This is a genomic window from Chloroflexota bacterium (assembly GCA_018825785.1).
Taxonomy (GTDB): Bacteria; Chloroflexota; Dehalococcoidia; order JACVQG01; family JAHKAY01; genus JAHKAY01.
Genome location: JAHKAY010000037.1, coordinates 22,166 through 36,791 on the forward strand (window position 1 = coordinate 22,166; position 14,626 = coordinate 36,791).

Sequence of the window (14,626 nt, forward strand, 5' to 3'; positions counted from 1 at the left end):
GGTACATGATGAAAGGCAGGTATGAAGCTGGCGCGGGCACCGGCCTTAGATACCAGAGCAGGGCGAACAGGGGACGCACCAGCCAGTGGGGGTATTCGTAGACCGGATTGTTAGCTATTTCCTCTGGGGCGGCCAATGAGCTCTTGTATCCCGGCGAGTAGACGCATGGTTCCCCCCACGCATAAGACTACTGTGGGCTGGGGAAAAATGTCAAATGCAGATTAGGGGCCAAGGGGGCCTGTAAGCCGGGTTCTGTACCCCCTTCCCAGCCAGTTTACAGCGACGGCCTTCTTCCTGGCCGGGGGAGGGTGGTGGCCATCTCTCTAGGGTGGCGGTTACCCGCCACCTCCAGCGACCTACCCGGGGGCCGGGCCCGCTAATGCGGACCACTGGCCGGGCACCCTGAGGCCCCCCTATTCGGTCTTGCTCCGGGTGGGGTTTTCTCGGCCGCCGGGTCGCCCCGACGCCGGTGGGCTCTTACCCCGCCATTTCACCCTTACCGCCCGAGGGCGGCGGTATGTTTCTGTGGCACTTTCCGTAGGGTCGCCCCTCCTGGGGGTTACCCAGCACCCTGCCCGGTGGAGCCCGGACTTTCCTCCCCCGCCAAAGGCGGCGGCGGCCACCCAGCCCCCTTGCCCAACTCCAGTTTAGACCATCCCTGGAAAGTATTCAACTCTCAGGGTTGGAGGAGGATACGGCTGCATGAGGGGCAGGGGACCAGTTCCTGGCCCCGGGCCCGCTGCATCAGCCCCACGGGCAGGGCAATACGACACCCCTGGCACATCCCCTGCTCTACCCTGGCTACTGCGGGGTGGCGGCTCCGGCGGGTCTCTTCATACTGCTGGAGGTGGGCAGGGGGAATTCGGGAGGCCTGGGCCTCCCTCAGCCTATTAAGGGAGGCCCAGGCCTCCTTAAGCTCCTTTTGCTCTCTGGCCAGCTGCTGCTGGCGTTCTTGCCACTTGAGCTCCACGTCTCTCAGGTGGACCATCCGGTTATGGAGGCTCCCCCGGGCATCCTCTATCTTCTCCATGACCCCCAGGACCTTGTCCTCCAGCTTTTTGCGCTTCTCCGCCAGAAGCCCAACATCCTGCTGCATGGCGGAGAGCTCTTTGGGGTTGGTGACCTTGCCGCTGTAGAGCTTCTCTTCCATGGTCCTTATCTTCTGCTGGATGTCGTCCAGGGCCCAGTTGGCATCCCGCTCCTGTTTCTGGAGCTCCTGGAGGTATCGCTGGGCTTCGGCCACGGCCTCTTCGGCCTGGGCCACCTCCTGGCGCTGGCCAAGCTCGCTCTCCACCCGGGCCAGGGTTTCCTCCTTGGACTCCCGTTCCCGGTCCAGGGCCTCCAGTTCATAGAGAAGCCGGGCCGTCATAGCCCAATGATATCACGGTGGGCTGGTCCCAGAAAGCCCTTGCTGGCGAGGGACACAACCTGTAGAATATTAACAGTAGGAGGTTGGGGGGATATGTTCTTCTTTGACCCTGTATATTTGCTCTTTGCCGCTCCGGCGCTTCTGGTCATGTTCTACGCCCAGGCCAAAGTGCGCTCGGCCTACGGGAAGTATTCCAAGGTAAGGAATATGAAGGGGATTACGGGCTATGAGGCGGCCCGCACCCTTCTGGGCGTCCACGGCATGGGCGAGGTGAAGATAGAGGAGCACCCCGGGGTCCTGACCGACCACTATGACCCCCGGAAGAAGGTGCTGCGTTTCTCCCGGGACATATACGGCAGTGCCTCGGTGGCCTCGCTTGGGATTGTGGCCCACGAGATAGGCCATGCCCTTCAGGACCGGCTGGGCTATGGCCCAATGAGGCTGCGGGCTGCCCTGGTTCCTGCGGCCAATGTGGGCTCCTCCCTGGGCTGTATCTTCTTCATCCTGGGGATAATTGTGGGGGTGGCGGGGCTGACCTGGGCAGGGGTTGCCCTCTTCAGCGCGGGGGTGCTCTTCTCCCTGGTCACCCTGCCGGTGGAGCTGGACGCCTCCCGCCGGGCAAAACAGATGCTCCAGGCCACGGGGCTGGTCGTCTCGGCGGAGGAGGGGCGGGCCACCAGTGCGGTCCTTTCTGCCGCCGCTCTCACCTATGTAGCTGCCCTGCTCCAGGCGGTGTCCAGCCTGGCCTACTTTGTCTTCCTGGCCATGGGCTTGAGCCGGCGGGACTAGAAGCCCGGGTTCCCTAGCTACTCTTTCTTCCTGGCCTGTTTGAGGGCCTCCAGCTCCCGGCGGAGTTCCTGTTGCCTTCTCATAATGCGCAGGATGTAGAGGAAGGTCACCAGCCAGATAAGGCTGTAGCCGGCAAAGAGATAGGGAAAGGTATCCATTTTATTCCCTCCAGGCTTCTTTCAGTTCTTCTATTTCCGCCTCCGCGCCCCTCAACGCCACCCGGAGCTTGGCCAGAAGGATGAAGAAGAGGGTGAAGGCGGCCAGGCTGAAGAGTAAGGTAGTGAGCATGGTGGGGTGGAGGCCCCCTCCGGTGCCGATGACTGGGCCGGGGTGGAGGGTGCGCCACAAGCGGATGGCAAAATACACGATGGGGACATCAAGGAAGCCCGCGATGCCCACTACGGCGGCAAAGCGGGGGGCCTGGTGGGCGGGGGCGTAGGAGCGCAGGAGGAGGTAGCCGACATAGATGAGCCACAGCACCAGCATGGAGGTAAGTCGGGGGTCCCACACCCACCAGTGGCCCCAGGCTGGCCTGGCCCAGATAGAGCCGGTAGCAATGTTAAGGAAGGCGAAGACCACCCCTATCTCCGCCCCGGCATACGCCAGGTGGTCCCAGCCCTTCCCCCCCCTCACCAGGTAGATGATACTGCCCACAAAGGTCAGGGAGAAGGCCAGGAAGGAAATCCAGGCCATAGGGACATGGAAGTAGAAGATGCGCTGGGCAATCCCCTCCCGGACATCGGCGGTGGGCACCCACATGAAGACGAGATAAAGGGCAGACAGAATTCCCACCAGCCCCAGGGCCCAGAGGACGCGGTCAAGGACTTTCATCTTTTCCTCCTCAGGTCTCCAGCACATATGGGAAAGCAAAGATAGCCAGGACAAAGAATATGGCATCAAAGGCCAGAATCATCTGGAGCCAGGGGGTTATCTCCCCCCAGGGGGCCCCGGCCAGCACCCCGGCGGAGCCCTCCACTGCCGCAATGATAAGGGGCACCGCTGTGGGCAGGAAGAGGAGGGGGAGCATCAGCTCCTGGGCCCGGGTGTTGGCGGCCATGGCGGCAAAGAGGGTCCCCAGGGAGACAAAGCCGATGGTGGCCAGGAAGGCCACCAGGACCAGGCGGGGGATGATAATGGGCAGGTTCATAAAGATGGAAAAGACGGGCATGATGAGCAGCTCTGCCACAAACATGAACAGGAAACCGCTCCCCACTTTCCCCAGGAAGACCACCTCCCGCTCCACCGGGCAGAGCATAAGCCCGTCTATCCCTCCCCTCTCCCTCTCCAGGAAGAAGGAACGGGAGAGGCCCAGCATCCCGGCGAAGGTAAAGGCCACCCACAGGACCCCAGCCGCTGCATCGTCCACAATGTCCGGGCTCAGGGCGAAGTAGAAGATGAGCATGGACAGCAGGGCATAGAGGAGGAAAGAGGTGAGGAGGTCCTTGGCCCGGGCCTCGGATAGGACATCCTTCCAGATGATGACCAGGGCCTTCCTCACGGCCGGGTCCCGGTATATTTGCAGTAGGTCTCCGGGAAGGTTGCGGGGTCCAGGGGCTTTCTCCCCTCGTAGGTTATTTTCCCCTGGGAGAGGATGACCACCCGGTCCCCCATCCTCAGTCCCCGCTCCAGGTTGTGGGTGGTCATGACCACGGTCCTCTCCCCCATAAAGCGTTCCAGGGTCTCTACAAAGATAGAGGTGGCCCTCTGGTCCAGGCCCGTCTCGGGCTCATCCAGGAGGATGACAGGGGGGTTGTGTATGAGGGCCCGGGCAATGGAGAGGCGCTTCTTCATGCCGTGGGAGAGGTTTCGCGCCTTTTCCCCCAGGAAGGGGGCCAGGTCCATCTCCTCGGCCAGGGCCTCTATCCGGGCCTCGGGCCCGGGCACATCATACATCCTGGCATAGAACCGCAGGTTCTCCAGGGAGGTAAGGTCCTCGTAGAGGAGGCTCTCATGTCCCACAAAGCCCAGGAGCCGCCTCATCTCAGCCCCGTCCTTCAAGTCCCGGCCGCCTATTCTCATCCTGCCCTGGGAGGGCCTGAGGAGGGTGGCCAGGACCTTGAGGAGGGTGGTCTTTCCCGAGCCGTTGGGGCCCAGGATGGTGACAAACTCCCCTTTTTCAACCCGCAGGTTGAGGCCCCGGAGCACCCAGCGGCTGCCAAAGACCTTGCCCAGGTCTTCTATCTCAATCATAGCCTGTCTTTAGCCGGAGCCGAGGAGGCGGGCCATCAGCTCTGCCCGGAGGCGGCGGTAGCGTGCTTCGGGGACCTTATTGGCCTCAAAGTCATCGTCCAGGCTGGCGATGGCCAGGAGGAGGTCCTTGCGGGACTCCTCGGGGACCCGGGCCGGGGCGGGCCTTCTCCTCAGGGAATAGACCAGGCCGGCCCCCAGGGCCACGGCCATGGCCCCCACCAGGGCCCATTGCAGGAGGGCACCCATCCCCGCCGCCGTCCCCGCGGTGGGGATGCCGGAGATGGTGAAGGCGATGGTGGCGCCGGAGGGGATGTCAGGGGCATCATAGCGGAGGTAGCGGACACCCTGGATGTCCCCAGGCTCTGCCGGGTAGAGGCCCTGGGCCTCTACCTTGAAGCCCTGGTCCTTCACCAAAAGGTTGAAATAATCGGTGGGGAAGTCAAAATTCTTCTGGAAGCGGACGCTCTTCTGCCCCGGGACGGGGTAGCTGAAGGCTATCTGCCTGGTCCCGGGAGGTATGGGCGTGGTGTCCACCAGGTCACTCTGCTGTAAGGCCAGGTATTGCTCCATAAGGCCCGCCAGCGGGCGGATGAGCCCCGCCTCCTGGGGCAGGGAGAAGCGGATGGTCTCCTTCCTGTCCAGGGTTGGGACCGCCTGGCTCCCCACATAGGTGCGGAGGCCCGTGTTCTCCACAATGTACAGCTCCAGCACCTCTATTTCGCCGTTCTGGGTCGTTATGATGGTGTGGGACCGGGCAATCTTTATGTCCTGGGGGCTGGACGTGGCATCATAGACAGCTATTTCCAGGGGTAGGGTGGGCCCCGTTTTAAAGCTCACCCGCTCGGTGGAGTAGTCGGCCTCCTGGTAGGTGAGGGTGATATCGTAGCTGAATTCTGGCCCGGTGTCGAGGCCGGGAAAGCGGAAAAGCCCCTCACTATCGGTGTTGGCCTTGGCCTGTCCCTTCTCTGTCTCTCCCTCATAGATGTGGAGGGTGAGCTCAGTGCCCCCTATAAAGCCGCCGCTGGGGGTCCCGTTGGCTAGCTTCCCGTCAATCACTCCCTCCCCTGCCGCCACGGCGGGGAGGGACAGAAGGAGGGCCAGGACGAGCCCCAGGACGAGCCCCAGGACGAGCCCCAGCAAGCCCCCTCCTAATCGCTGGGAGTGGGACTTTGTCCCTCTTTCAACGCCCGCCGGGGGCGGTCCGGCTCTCCCGGTTGTCCTCAAGTCTTTCCTCCCTTCAGGGATGCACCGCAGCGGGAGCAGAAGCTGTCTCCCGGGTCGGCTTTGTCACCGCAGCGGGAGCAGAATTGCTTTTCCTTTGCAGCCCGGCGCAGAGCGGCGATTTCCCTCTCTACCTCCCCTTCCCTGCTGGGGGATGGATGGTCCAGCTCCCGCAGGACCGAAAGGGCTCTGGCCTCATATTTCTCCTCCAGCTCCCGGTGCTCCTTGGGGGAGAGGTTCCCAAGCTCGTAGTCAAACTGGAGCTCCTTTATAGCGCTTAGAAGGGCGTCTTTCCGGGAGAGGAGTTCTCTTTCCGCCTCCTCTTTTTCTCTCTTCCGTGGGGGGTGGAGAAGGGGATAGGTCACGTAGGCCCCTACGGCCAGGAAGATGATGGCGGCCAGCAGCCAGATCATCTCAGCCCCTCACCGAATCCGCCCGGGACCGCAGCACGCGCGCCAGAAAGTCTAGGCCGGAACAGGGGCACGCCTCCTTTCGGGCCAGATGGCGATGACACTGCCCAGGAGGAAGAGGAACCCACCTATCCACATCCACACCATCAGGGGGTTGATGTAGGCCTTGAAGGCCGCAAGCCCGCCTATCTGGTCCGACCCCAAAAAGATGACGTAGAGGTCCTCCAGAGGCCCGGTCCGGATGGCCACCTCGCTCACAGGGCTATCATAGTTTACATGGAAGGTCTTGGCGGGGGCCATGATGCCCGCTGGTTTGCCATTGTTGAGGACCTGGAGGGTGGCGGAGACCACCTCCTTCTTGGCGGTGGGAGAGGTGGACATGCCTTCATACTGCAGCGTGTACTTGCCTATCTGGAAGCTCTCCCCGACGTTCAGGCTGTCCTCTGCCTCCACCTTGTAGAAGGAGGAGCCTATGACCGCCAGGGCAATGAGGATGATGCCCGCATGGACGATGTAGCCGCCGTACCGGGGACGGTTCCCCCACAGGAGGCGGAAGAAGGCAGTAAAGTAGTTCTCCCCTTTGCGGTGGCGGGCTCTCACCCCCCGGAACCACTCCAGCAATATGGTGGCCAGGACAAAAGCACATGCCCCGAAGCCCACCAGGGCATACCACGTCCTGGTCCAGATGATCAGGAGGACCACCACCAGGGCCGCGGCCGTGGCAGGGATGAGAAGTCTGCGCAGGAGGTTTCTTGGGGTGGCCCGCCGCCAGCCAACAAGGGGGCAGATGCCCATAAGAAGAATGAAAACGAGGAAGAGGGACCCGTTGACCTGGTTGAAGAAGGAGGGCCCTACCGTTACCCTCACCCCCCCCACCGCCTCGGAGATGGCAGGGTACATCGTCCCCAGAAAGGTGGCGAAGGCAATAGCTACAAGGAGAAGGTTGTTCAGGAGGAAACTGCTCTCACGGGAGACCAGGGAGTCAAGCCTGTCCTCGCTCCTGAGGGAGGGCAGTCGCCAGTAGAGAAGGATGACAGGGACCAGCAGGGAGAGGAAGATGAAACCCAGGAACAGGGGTCCCAGGCTGGAAATGCCGAAGGTGTGGATGGAAGAGACGACACCGCTCCGGGTGAGGAAGGTGCCGAAAAGGCAGAGATTGAAGGTGACGATGATGAGCACCATGTTCCACACCTTGAGCATCCCCCGTCTTCTTTGGATTATGGCGGAGTGGAGGAACGCGGTCCCGGTGAGCCAGGGCATAAGGCCGGCGTTCTCTACCGCGTCCCACGCCCAGTATCCCCCCCAGCCCAGCTCCACATAGGCCCACCAGGCACCGAGGATATTCCCTACTCCCAGAAAGAGCCAGGCCACCAGGGCGTAGCGGCGAGCCGGCCTCAGCCATTCTTCACCCAGCTGGCCTGTGGCCAAGGCCGCCACGGCAAAGGCGAAAGGGATGGTGAAGGCTGAATAGCCAGCAAGCAGGGTGGTGGGGTGGAAGAGCATCCCAGGATTTTCCAGAAGGGGGTTGAGACCCCGGCCATCGGCCAGGGCGAAGGGCAGCCGCTCAAAGGGATTGGCAACGGACAGCATTAGGAGAAGGAAGAAGGCCTGGTTGGCGGCAACCACTGCCAGGATATAGGGAAGGAAGTCCCGGCGCGGCTTCTGCCAGAGGACAACGGCCGCCATCAGCGCCAGGACCCAGGACCAGAGGAGCAGGGAGCCCTCGTTGCCTGCCCACAAGCCCGCCAGGGTGTAGAAGGTGGACATGCCCCTGGCGGAGTAGGCTGCCACATACTCCAGGCTGAAGTCATGGCTGATGAAGGCATAGGCCAGCACCGCCGAGGCCAGGGAGGTGAGGCCCAGGAGGGCGAAGGTCCCATTCCTGGCGGCCGCCACCAACTCCGGCCTGCCCCTGGCCCCCAGAAGGGCGGCGAGGAGTGTGAAAAGGGCCACCACCAGGGCCAGGGCTAGGGAGAAATAGCCTAGGTCAGCCAATCGGCCCCTGTTCTAGAGCTTGGGGACATATCGGGTGGGGCACTTGGCAATGAGCTGGTCCGCCTCGAAGGGGCCGGAGATGCTGTATTTCCCCTCCACCACCACCTCCCCACCCGCCTTGAAGGCATCGGGCACAACCCCTACATATACGACCTGGAGGGAATGGTCCTCACCATCCACGATGGTGAAGCTGGTGGTGCGGGTCCTGGCGTCCCAGGAAATTGTCTGGGTGCCCACATTCCCCGCTACGCGGATGCGGGAGCCGTCCAGGTCCGTCCCGTTCTGGCGGAGCTCAGGTAGGGTATAGTAATATACCGCGGAGCCCTGGAAGCCCCGGTAGAGTAGAAAGCCCAGAGCGGCAAAGACTATCAACCCCCCAAGGATATACTTCCACTTCTTCATGGCGAAATCACTCCATATTATAACTCTCTCTGGCCTGGGGGACAACCTGGGCTCGGAGCCTCCCCCTTCAGCGCCGGATTGTTCCGGTGACTTCCTCATCTGGCCCGGGGCGAAGGGCATTGCCGCCTCCAGAGACCGACTCCGGCGGGCCCTTGGGCCCGCCGGAGGAAACGCCGCAATGCTCTGTCCTGTTTACTTCAGGGCATCAATGGAAGCATTCAGCACATCGAAAGTAAAGGAGGGGTTGTGCACGCCTTCGCTGCCGTCGCCCTCAATCAGGAAGAAGTTCCAGCCGGCCTTCACCAGGGGGTCAGAGGCCGGAATCAGCGCTGCGGTCCCATCGGTGGTGATGTCGGCCAGTTGGACCTCCGCTTCACTGAGGACCACGACGTGAGGGGCTTCCCCGGTGGGGGCATAGGTGAAGGTTACCGGGGCCTTGAACTTGAAGATGAACCCCTGCTGGCCGTGGGGCTCCGTGGGTTCAAGAGAGGCGATGTTGGTCTTGTCCACGGCCACGGCGGCGCTCTTCACATCGTACGATCTGCTGCCGTACTGGTGGGGGGTGTAGTCCTTGATGAAGGTTCGGGCCGGAAGCTTCTTCGTCAGGTAGTAGCCCATCTTCTGGCCCAGCTCATGGAGCCTGGCCTCTACACTCTCCTGGAGGGTGCCGCCGTCAAAGGTGCCGTGGCAGTTGCCACAGATGGCATTGCTGGCCTTGAAGCTATGGTTCGTTCCCCCGCCCTGGTAGCTGAACTCGGTGGGGGGTGGGGTCAGCTCCATGTGGCAGGTGGCGCAGGTATCTTTGATGTAGGAGTGGCGGGAGCGGGCACCCACTTCGACGAAGTAGGCGTTCTCCCCCATGAGCACGTCGCCCTGGGCCGCGGTGTGAGGCGCTTGGTAGTTGGGAGGAGGGCCGACCTCCTCGTTGTGCAGGTTGTTACGGGTGTTGTGGCAGGTGATGCACAGGGCGCCCCGGCCCAGCCCCTCCGCCTGGAAGCCGGCGGCCAGCATCTTGGTGTTATCCATAATGCGGACCATGGCAGTGTTGGGGTCTCCAGAGGTGGTGCCCTGCTTGTGGGAGTCGTGGCACACCGCGCAGGTCTGGGGCTGGACGGTGTCCCCGGTGAGCCCGAGGGCCCTCATCTCTTCCGCCGTGGCGTTGCCGGTCAGCTTGGCGCCGGCTATGCTACCAGAGTAGTACTGGATGCCCGAGGCGGTCCAGGTGATGCTGACCGCAAGTGTGCCTGTGACCGGGCTGACCGCGTTGAAGCTGGCCGCCGTGACCGTCCCGGCACCGGCCGTGGTGGTCCACTTGCCCAGCACCCCCGTTGTGCTGTTGGTGAAGGTGACCGTGTTGGTAGCCGTGAAAGGTGACGTCGTCACGGTGGCGGTGGCGGTTGCGGCCTTGCCCTGGAGGGGCTTTGCCATATCGTCCTGTGCTATCCATGCCAGGAATCCCTGGCCGGTGTGGCAGCGAGCGCAGTTTGTTGACGTGGACCTGGCGGTGGCCGCCTCAAAGTTGCTGTGGCCGCTCTCCTCCCACTGCTGGAAGCGGCTGTGCCGCAGGGGCTCCCCATGGCAGCTGGCGCAGACGTCCGAGGAGAGGCTCACCCGGGCAGCGCCCTGGGTATGAGCCGGGCTCTGCTGCGGGCCGTGGCAGCTCTCGCACTGGATATTGGCCAGTTGGGCCGTCTTGGGATACTTGGTCAGCAGGGCCGTCCATGAGCCAATGTCTCCGTGCGGCGGGACCTGCCAGCCTTCTGCGGCGACGGCCTCATCAAAACCGTTGTTTTTCACATCGGGGTTGTATCCCACGGTGTGACAGGAGGCACAGTTCGTGCTCCAGTGGCCCGCAGGGTTGTCTATGTTCTGCGTGAATATTTCTGCGTGCCCCGAATTCTTCCAGTCCTTGAACTGGTCCTTGGCTATCTTGTCGTTGTGGCAGGTTGTGCAGGCCGCCGCCAGGGGCCGCCCATTGGCATCCTGCCCGCTGATGGCCCCTACCCAGTTGCCGGCGGAGATGTTAATAGTGGCCCCGCCGTTCTTCTCGGTCAGGGTATATTTCCCCGGGACGTCGGGGGTGAAGTAGGGGTTAGCCTCGGACAGCGAGTCCGGGGCCGCCTTGGAGCCGGCCGGGGCCGTCAGGCTCCAGGCGTAGGCCAGCTGAGCCTTGCCGTGGACCAGGACTGGCACTCCTACGGCTACATTCTCAAGGCCGGGGTTCACTACCCATGGGAGGGTCACTGCCACATTCACCGTGGCACTATAGCTTCCGCTGCCGGAGGTAGCCGTGACTTTGAAGGTGGCCGTCCGTGCAGCTGTCAGGGCATGGGGGTTGATGGCCTGGACTTCCCATCGGTCCGGGGTCTCGAGGTTCTTGAAAAGCTCGGCCTTGTAGGCCGCCAGGTCGCCCATGGTTACCACGGCGGTCGCTTTATCGGCGTCCCTGATGGTGAGCGGCACCCCGGCGGTCTGGGTCCACTTGTAGGCTGTTACCTGGGAGCCGTCCAGGGGCTGCGCCCTGGCCGCCAGGGTCACCGTCGCACCGGGGGAGCTTGTCTGGTTTGCCCCGGCGCTGACCGCTACCGGGCTGACGGGCTTCAGGGCCACATCCTTAGTAACTGTCTGCCCCGCCACCAGCGAGACTGCCATCGTGGCGGCGGTGAAGTTGTCTCCCTTGGCGGCAAGGGTGTAGGTACCTATAGGGAGGGTAGCCGAGTACTTGCCGTTGTCGTCAGTCTTGATGCTGATGCCGCTGATGGCCGGGTCCGGGGTGAAAACAACCCCGGCTACACCCTTGCCGGTCAAGCTGTTGGTCACTGTTCCGGCAACCGTAGCGGTGCTGATTCCCGGCGCGCCGGACGGCCCCGCCGGCCCGACAGGTCCGGAGGAACCCGGGAGCCCGGACGGTCCCGCCGGCCCGAGAGCGCCGGCCGGCCCTGGGGACCCAGCCGGGGCCATAGCCCCCAGCCGCCCGCCACTGACCAGCGAGAGCCCGCGATCGGCGACCAGAAGAAGCACAACTACCGCAAACACGCTTAGAAATAGCCTGCTAACTTTCACCGTCACCTCTCCTTACGAGTTAGAGCTAGAAGTTACCATAGGTTAATTATAGTAGCAATTCATCACAATGTCATGGCAATATTTGTAGTCCTTTAGGACTACTTTTCCCTGAAAGGGCCTAGTCCTTTGGGACTAGCCGATGGCGGTTTGGGTGGGGGGAAGGGCAAGTATCATCGGCCCGATTTCCATTGTGGAATGGGCGGTGGTTCGTTGTCCTGGCCAGTCAAAAATAGTAACATTGGGCGAAGAAGAGGGGTCTGTGGTGGCCCGCTTCTGGAAATAGATGTCCGGGGGCAGATAATCTGCCTGCTCTATCCTGCAAAGAGGGCAGGTCAGGGCCGGGAGATGGGGGGATAGTTGGCACAGATCAGCCCGCAAGTGATGTTTCTGGTTTTCTTTGTCTATGGGCTGGCCTGGTTTGTTATGGGCCTGGCGGTGGCCCTGGAGTCCCGCCGCACTACCGCCCTGCCCCTGGCCTCCAGCCTGAAGTACCTGGCTGCTTTTGGCATCGTGCACGCCGCGGTGGAGTGGCTGGACATGGGGCTGCTGGTCTGGGACCCCGGGGCGGCGGCCTTCTCCTGGCGGGTGGGAAGGACCCTGGCCATGGCTGTGTCAACCCTTTTCCTGGCCCTTTTTGGGGCGAGCCTGATTTCGGTCAACACCGGGGGCTATCGCTGGCTGAGGTGGATGTCCCTGGGGCTCTTTGGGATATGGCTCCTGGCAGTGGTCCCGCGCCATCCAGGAGCGCCAGGGGCCTTCCTTGGCCTGGAGGAGGGATGGCTGGGAAGTGCTGATATCCTGGCCCGCTATCTCCTCTATCTACCGGGTTGTCTCTTGGCGGGGCTGGCGTTGGCTGGACAGAGGAGGTGGTTCCGCCGCCATGGCTATTTCCGGGGGGCCCGGGACAGCCTTGTGGTGGCGGGGGCCTTTTTCTTCAACGCCATTGTCGCCGGCCTCATTGTCCCTCAAGGGCACTATTTTCCAGCATCGGTCCTTAACTACGACTCCTTCTTCCAGTGGGTCCGGATGCCCCCTCAGGTCTTCCGGGCCCTCTCGGCGCTGGTTATCGCCTTCTTCCTGGTGCGGGTGCTCAACGTCTTTGAGATGGAAAGACAGCGCCAACTGGAGAAGGCTAACCGGGAGCGCCTGGAGTTCCAGGAGAAAGCCCGCTCCCAGCTGGAGAAGTGGATTCATAAGCTGGAGACCAAGACCCGGGAGCTGATGTCCCTGGTGAGGGCGTCGGAGGCCCTGGTCTCCACGGCCGGGCCCGAGACCCTGTTGTATTCGGTGGTGGCCACCGCTGCGCAGACCTTTGGCGCCGATGTGGCTGTGTTGTTCCTCTGGGATGCCCCCAGCGGGAGGCTAAGGGCCAGGGCTGCCACCGGGTACGACCTCCGGCCCCTTTCCCTGGTAGCCCTTCGGCCGGGGGAGGGGATTGCGGGCCAGGTATTCCAGACGGGGGAGGCCGCATATTCCAGCAATCCTGCCGATGTGGACGGGTTGCTCGGCAACCTGTCCGCTGAGAACCGGCGCCTCCTCCTGGAGGCCAGGGGCGGCCTGGAGCCCCGGGCCTTTCTCTGTGTTCCCCTGGAGACGCGGGGCCAGGTCCTCGGCAGCCTGCTTCTCGTAACCTTCCGGGAGGGGGTAGCCTTTTCCTCGTCCAACCTGGAGCTGGCCCGTATCTTCTCCAGGCTGGCCTCTGCCCTCCTGGAGAAGCTGAGGCTGCTTCAGGAGGCCAGCCAGGCCGAGGCCCTGCGCCGGGCCGACCAGTTGAGAACCGAGTTCCTGGCCAACATATCCCACGAGCTTCAGACCCCCCTGGCCTCCCTGAAGGCCTCCCTGGACTTCCTCGCCCCTGCCCTCGGCGGCCAGGCCCTGGAGGCTCAGGCTATGCTGGTGGAGAACGCTCGGCGCAGCACGGAACGCCTTCAGAAACTGGTCAGCGACCTGCTTGATGTGACCCGGCTCCAGAACCTCCGGTTGAAGCTGGAGCGGGATATACTGGACCTGAGAGGAGTCATGGAGCAGGCGGTGGAGAACCTCGCGCCGCTGATGGCGCAGAAAGGTCAGGAGCTGAAGCTCTCCATCCCCAACGGTTCCCTTCTGGTCCTGGGGGACCACCGCCGCATAGAGCAGGTCCTGGGCAACCTCCTCGTGAACGCCCACCAGTACACCCCTGAAGGGGGACGCGTTACCCTTAGCGCCCTGGAGCGGGGCGATAAGATAGTGATTTCCGTGGCGGATACCGGGCCGGGCATCCCCCCGGCCGAGAGGGACCAGCTCTTTGAGCGGTTTTACAGGGGCCCCTCCGGCCAGCGCCCTTCCGGGCTGGGGCTGGGGCTGGCCATCGCCAAGGGGATAGTGGAACTACATGGAGGTAAGATATGGGTAGAGAGCGAGCCGGGAGAAGGCAGCGTGTTCAGTTTCTCCTTGCCCAGGGCGCATTCCGATGAAGATTCTCATCATTGACGACAACCCCGACCTGGTGCAGGCCCTGAAGCTGGGCTTCAAGCTTCAGTGGCCGGAGTCCCAGGTGACGGCTGCTGGCGATGGGGAGAGGGCCCTGGTGGTTTTCTCCGAGGAAAGCCCCGACATCGTTCTCCTGGATATAGCCATGCCCGGCATGAACGGCTTTGAGGTGCTGCGGCGTCTCCGCCAGGTCTCCGATGTGCCCGTGGTCATGCTCACGGTAAAGGGGGACGAGCAGGACAAGGTCAGGGCCCTGGAGCTGGGGGCCGACGACTATGTCACCAAGCCCTTCGGCTCCCTGGAGCTCATGGCCCGCATCAAGGCTGTCCTGCGCCGGGTGGCGGTGCCCCTCCCCGAGGCAACCGCACTTCCCTTCGCCGGCGGGGACCTGACTATTGACTACGCCACTCGCATCGTAACCGTCCGCGGCAAGCCGGTGAAGCTGACCCCCACCGAATACAAGCTTCTGTGCGCCCTGGCCCGTTACCCTAACCAGGTCCTCTCCCACCCCACCCTCCTGGTCCGGGTCTGGGGGAGCGAGTACCGGGGGGAGAGCGACTTCCTCAAGGTCTATATCAAGCGCCTTCGGGACAAGATAGAGGAGGACTCCTCTTCTCCCCGCTATATCCTCACCGAGTGGGGCCAGGGCTACAGGCTGTCCGTCCCCTAGTCCCCCTCTACCCCCTGTAACTAATTGGAACTCTATCTTTACTGACTT

At 62.9% G+C, this 14,626-nt stretch carries 13 protein-coding genes and 1 other RNA gene; 3 read left to right on the forward strand and 11 right to left on the reverse strand.

Annotated features, from left to right (window positions below; all coding sequences use genetic code 11):
* Positions 1-225 precede the first annotated feature (225 nt).
* Positions 226-635: RNase P RNA component class A (gene rnpB / locus KJ624_05540), an RNA gene on the reverse strand.
* A 41-nt stretch (positions 636-676) separates the two neighbouring features.
* On the reverse strand, positions 677-1,369 hold the full coding sequence (locus KJ624_05545; GenBank protein ID MBU2009278.1) for a hypothetical protein: 693 nt from the start codon (positions 1,367-1,369) through the stop codon (positions 677-679).
* 93 nt (positions 1,370-1,462) lie between these two features.
* Between KJ624_05545 and KJ624_05550 the strand changes: the two genes are divergently transcribed.
* Positions 1,463-2,158 (forward strand): zinc metallopeptidase, encoded by a 696-nt coding sequence (locus KJ624_05550; GenBank protein MBU2009279.1) that lies wholly within the window; start codon positions 1,463-1,465, stop codon positions 2,156-2,158.
* A 17-nt stretch (positions 2,159-2,175) separates the two neighbouring features.
* On the opposite strand, the gene KJ624_05555 is transcribed toward KJ624_05550, so the two are convergent.
* The 9 genes from KJ624_05555 to KJ624_05595 form a co-directional block, all read right to left on the reverse strand.
* Complete coding sequence (locus KJ624_05555) at positions 2,176-2,316, reverse strand: CcmD family protein (protein MBU2009280.1); 141 nt, start codon at positions 2,314-2,316, stop codon at positions 2,176-2,178.
* Between the two features lies 1 nt (position 2,317).
* Positions 2,318-3,055, reverse strand: a complete 738-nt coding sequence (gene ccsA / locus KJ624_05560) for a cytochrome c biogenesis protein CcsA (GenBank protein MBU2009281.1) — start codon at positions 3,053-3,055, stop codon at positions 2,318-2,320.
* Positions 3,000-3,656, reverse strand: coding sequence for a heme exporter protein CcmB (locus KJ624_05565; protein MBU2009282.1), 657 nt, complete (start codon positions 3,654-3,656; stop codon positions 3,000-3,002). Before KJ624_05565 ends, ccsA begins: the two co-directional genes overlap by 56 nt.
* Positions 3,653-4,348, reverse strand: coding sequence for a heme ABC exporter ATP-binding protein CcmA (gene ccmA / locus KJ624_05570; protein ID MBU2009283.1), 696 nt, complete (start codon positions 4,346-4,348; stop codon positions 3,653-3,655). Before ccmA ends, KJ624_05565 begins: the two co-directional genes overlap by 4 nt.
* A 9-nt stretch (positions 4,349-4,357) precedes the next feature.
* Complete coding sequence (locus KJ624_05575) at positions 4,358-5,488, reverse strand: hypothetical protein (GenBank protein MBU2009284.1); 1,131 nt, start codon at positions 5,486-5,488, stop codon at positions 4,358-4,360.
* Positions 5,489-5,568: 80 nt separating this feature from the next.
* Entirely contained in the window at positions 5,569-5,982 is a 414-nt protein-coding gene (locus KJ624_05580) for a zinc ribbon domain-containing protein (protein ID MBU2009285.1), read from the reverse strand.
* 51 nt (positions 5,983-6,033) lie between these two features.
* Positions 6,034-7,974: a heme lyase CcmF/NrfE family subunit gene (locus tag KJ624_05585; protein MBU2009286.1), complete on the reverse strand. Its 1,941-nt coding sequence runs from the start codon at positions 7,972-7,974 to the stop codon at positions 6,034-6,036.
* 12 nt (positions 7,975-7,986) lie between these two features.
* Entirely contained in the window at positions 7,987-8,376 is a 390-nt protein-coding gene (locus KJ624_05590) for a cytochrome c maturation protein CcmE (GenBank protein MBU2009287.1), read from the reverse strand.
* Between the two features lie 192 nt (positions 8,377-8,568).
* Complete coding sequence (locus tag KJ624_05595; protein ID MBU2009288.1) at positions 8,569-11,196, reverse strand: cytochrome c family protein; 2,628 nt, start codon at positions 11,194-11,196, stop codon at positions 8,569-8,571.
* Positions 11,197-11,796: 600 nt separating this feature from the next.
* Between KJ624_05595 and KJ624_05600 the strand changes: the two genes are divergently transcribed.
* Together KJ624_05600 and KJ624_05605 are read left to right on the forward strand one after the other, a co-directional pair.
* Positions 11,797-13,908, forward strand: coding sequence for a GAF domain-containing sensor histidine kinase (locus tag KJ624_05600; protein MBU2009289.1), 2,112 nt, complete (start codon positions 11,797-11,799; stop codon positions 13,906-13,908).
* Positions 13,889-14,578 carry a response regulator transcription factor gene (locus tag KJ624_05605; protein MBU2009290.1) on the forward strand — a complete coding sequence of 230 codons (690 nt, stop codon included), beginning with the start codon at positions 13,889-13,891 and terminating at the stop codon, positions 14,576-14,578. The genes KJ624_05600 and KJ624_05605 overlap by 20 nt, the downstream gene beginning before the upstream one ends.
* Positions 14,579-14,626 lie beyond the last annotated feature (48 nt).

Bases quoted from the DNA above. Each gene is read 5' to 3' on its own strand.
- KJ624_05545 (MBU2009278.1), bottom strand. From the start codon at position 1,369: ATGACGGCCCGGCTTCTCTATGAACTGGAGGCCCTGGACCGGGAACGG.
- KJ624_05550 (MBU2009279.1), top strand. From the start codon at position 1,463: ATGTTCTTCTTTGACCCTGTATATTTGCTCTTTGCCGCTCCGGCGCTT.
- KJ624_05555 (MBU2009280.1), bottom strand. From the start codon at position 2,316: ATGGATACCTTTCCCTATCTCTTTGCCGGCTACAGCCTTATCTGGCTG.
- ccsA (MBU2009281.1), bottom strand. From the start codon at position 3,055: ATGCCATATTCTTTGTCCTGGCTATCTTTGCTTTCCCATATGTGCTGG.
- ccmA (MBU2009283.1), bottom strand. From the start codon at position 4,348: ATGATTGAGATAGAAGACCTGGGCAAGGTCTTTGGCAGCCGCTGGGTG.
- KJ624_05580 (MBU2009285.1), bottom strand. From the start codon at position 5,982: ATGATCTGGCTGCTGGCCGCCATCATCTTCCTGGCCGTAGGGGCCTAC.
- KJ624_05590 (MBU2009287.1), bottom strand. From the start codon at position 8,376: ATGAAGAAGTGGAAGTATATCCTTGGGGGGTTGATAGTCTTTGCCGCT.
- KJ624_05605 (MBU2009290.1), top strand. From the start codon at position 13,889: ATGAAGATTCTCATCATTGACGACAACCCCGACCTGGTGCAGGCCCTG.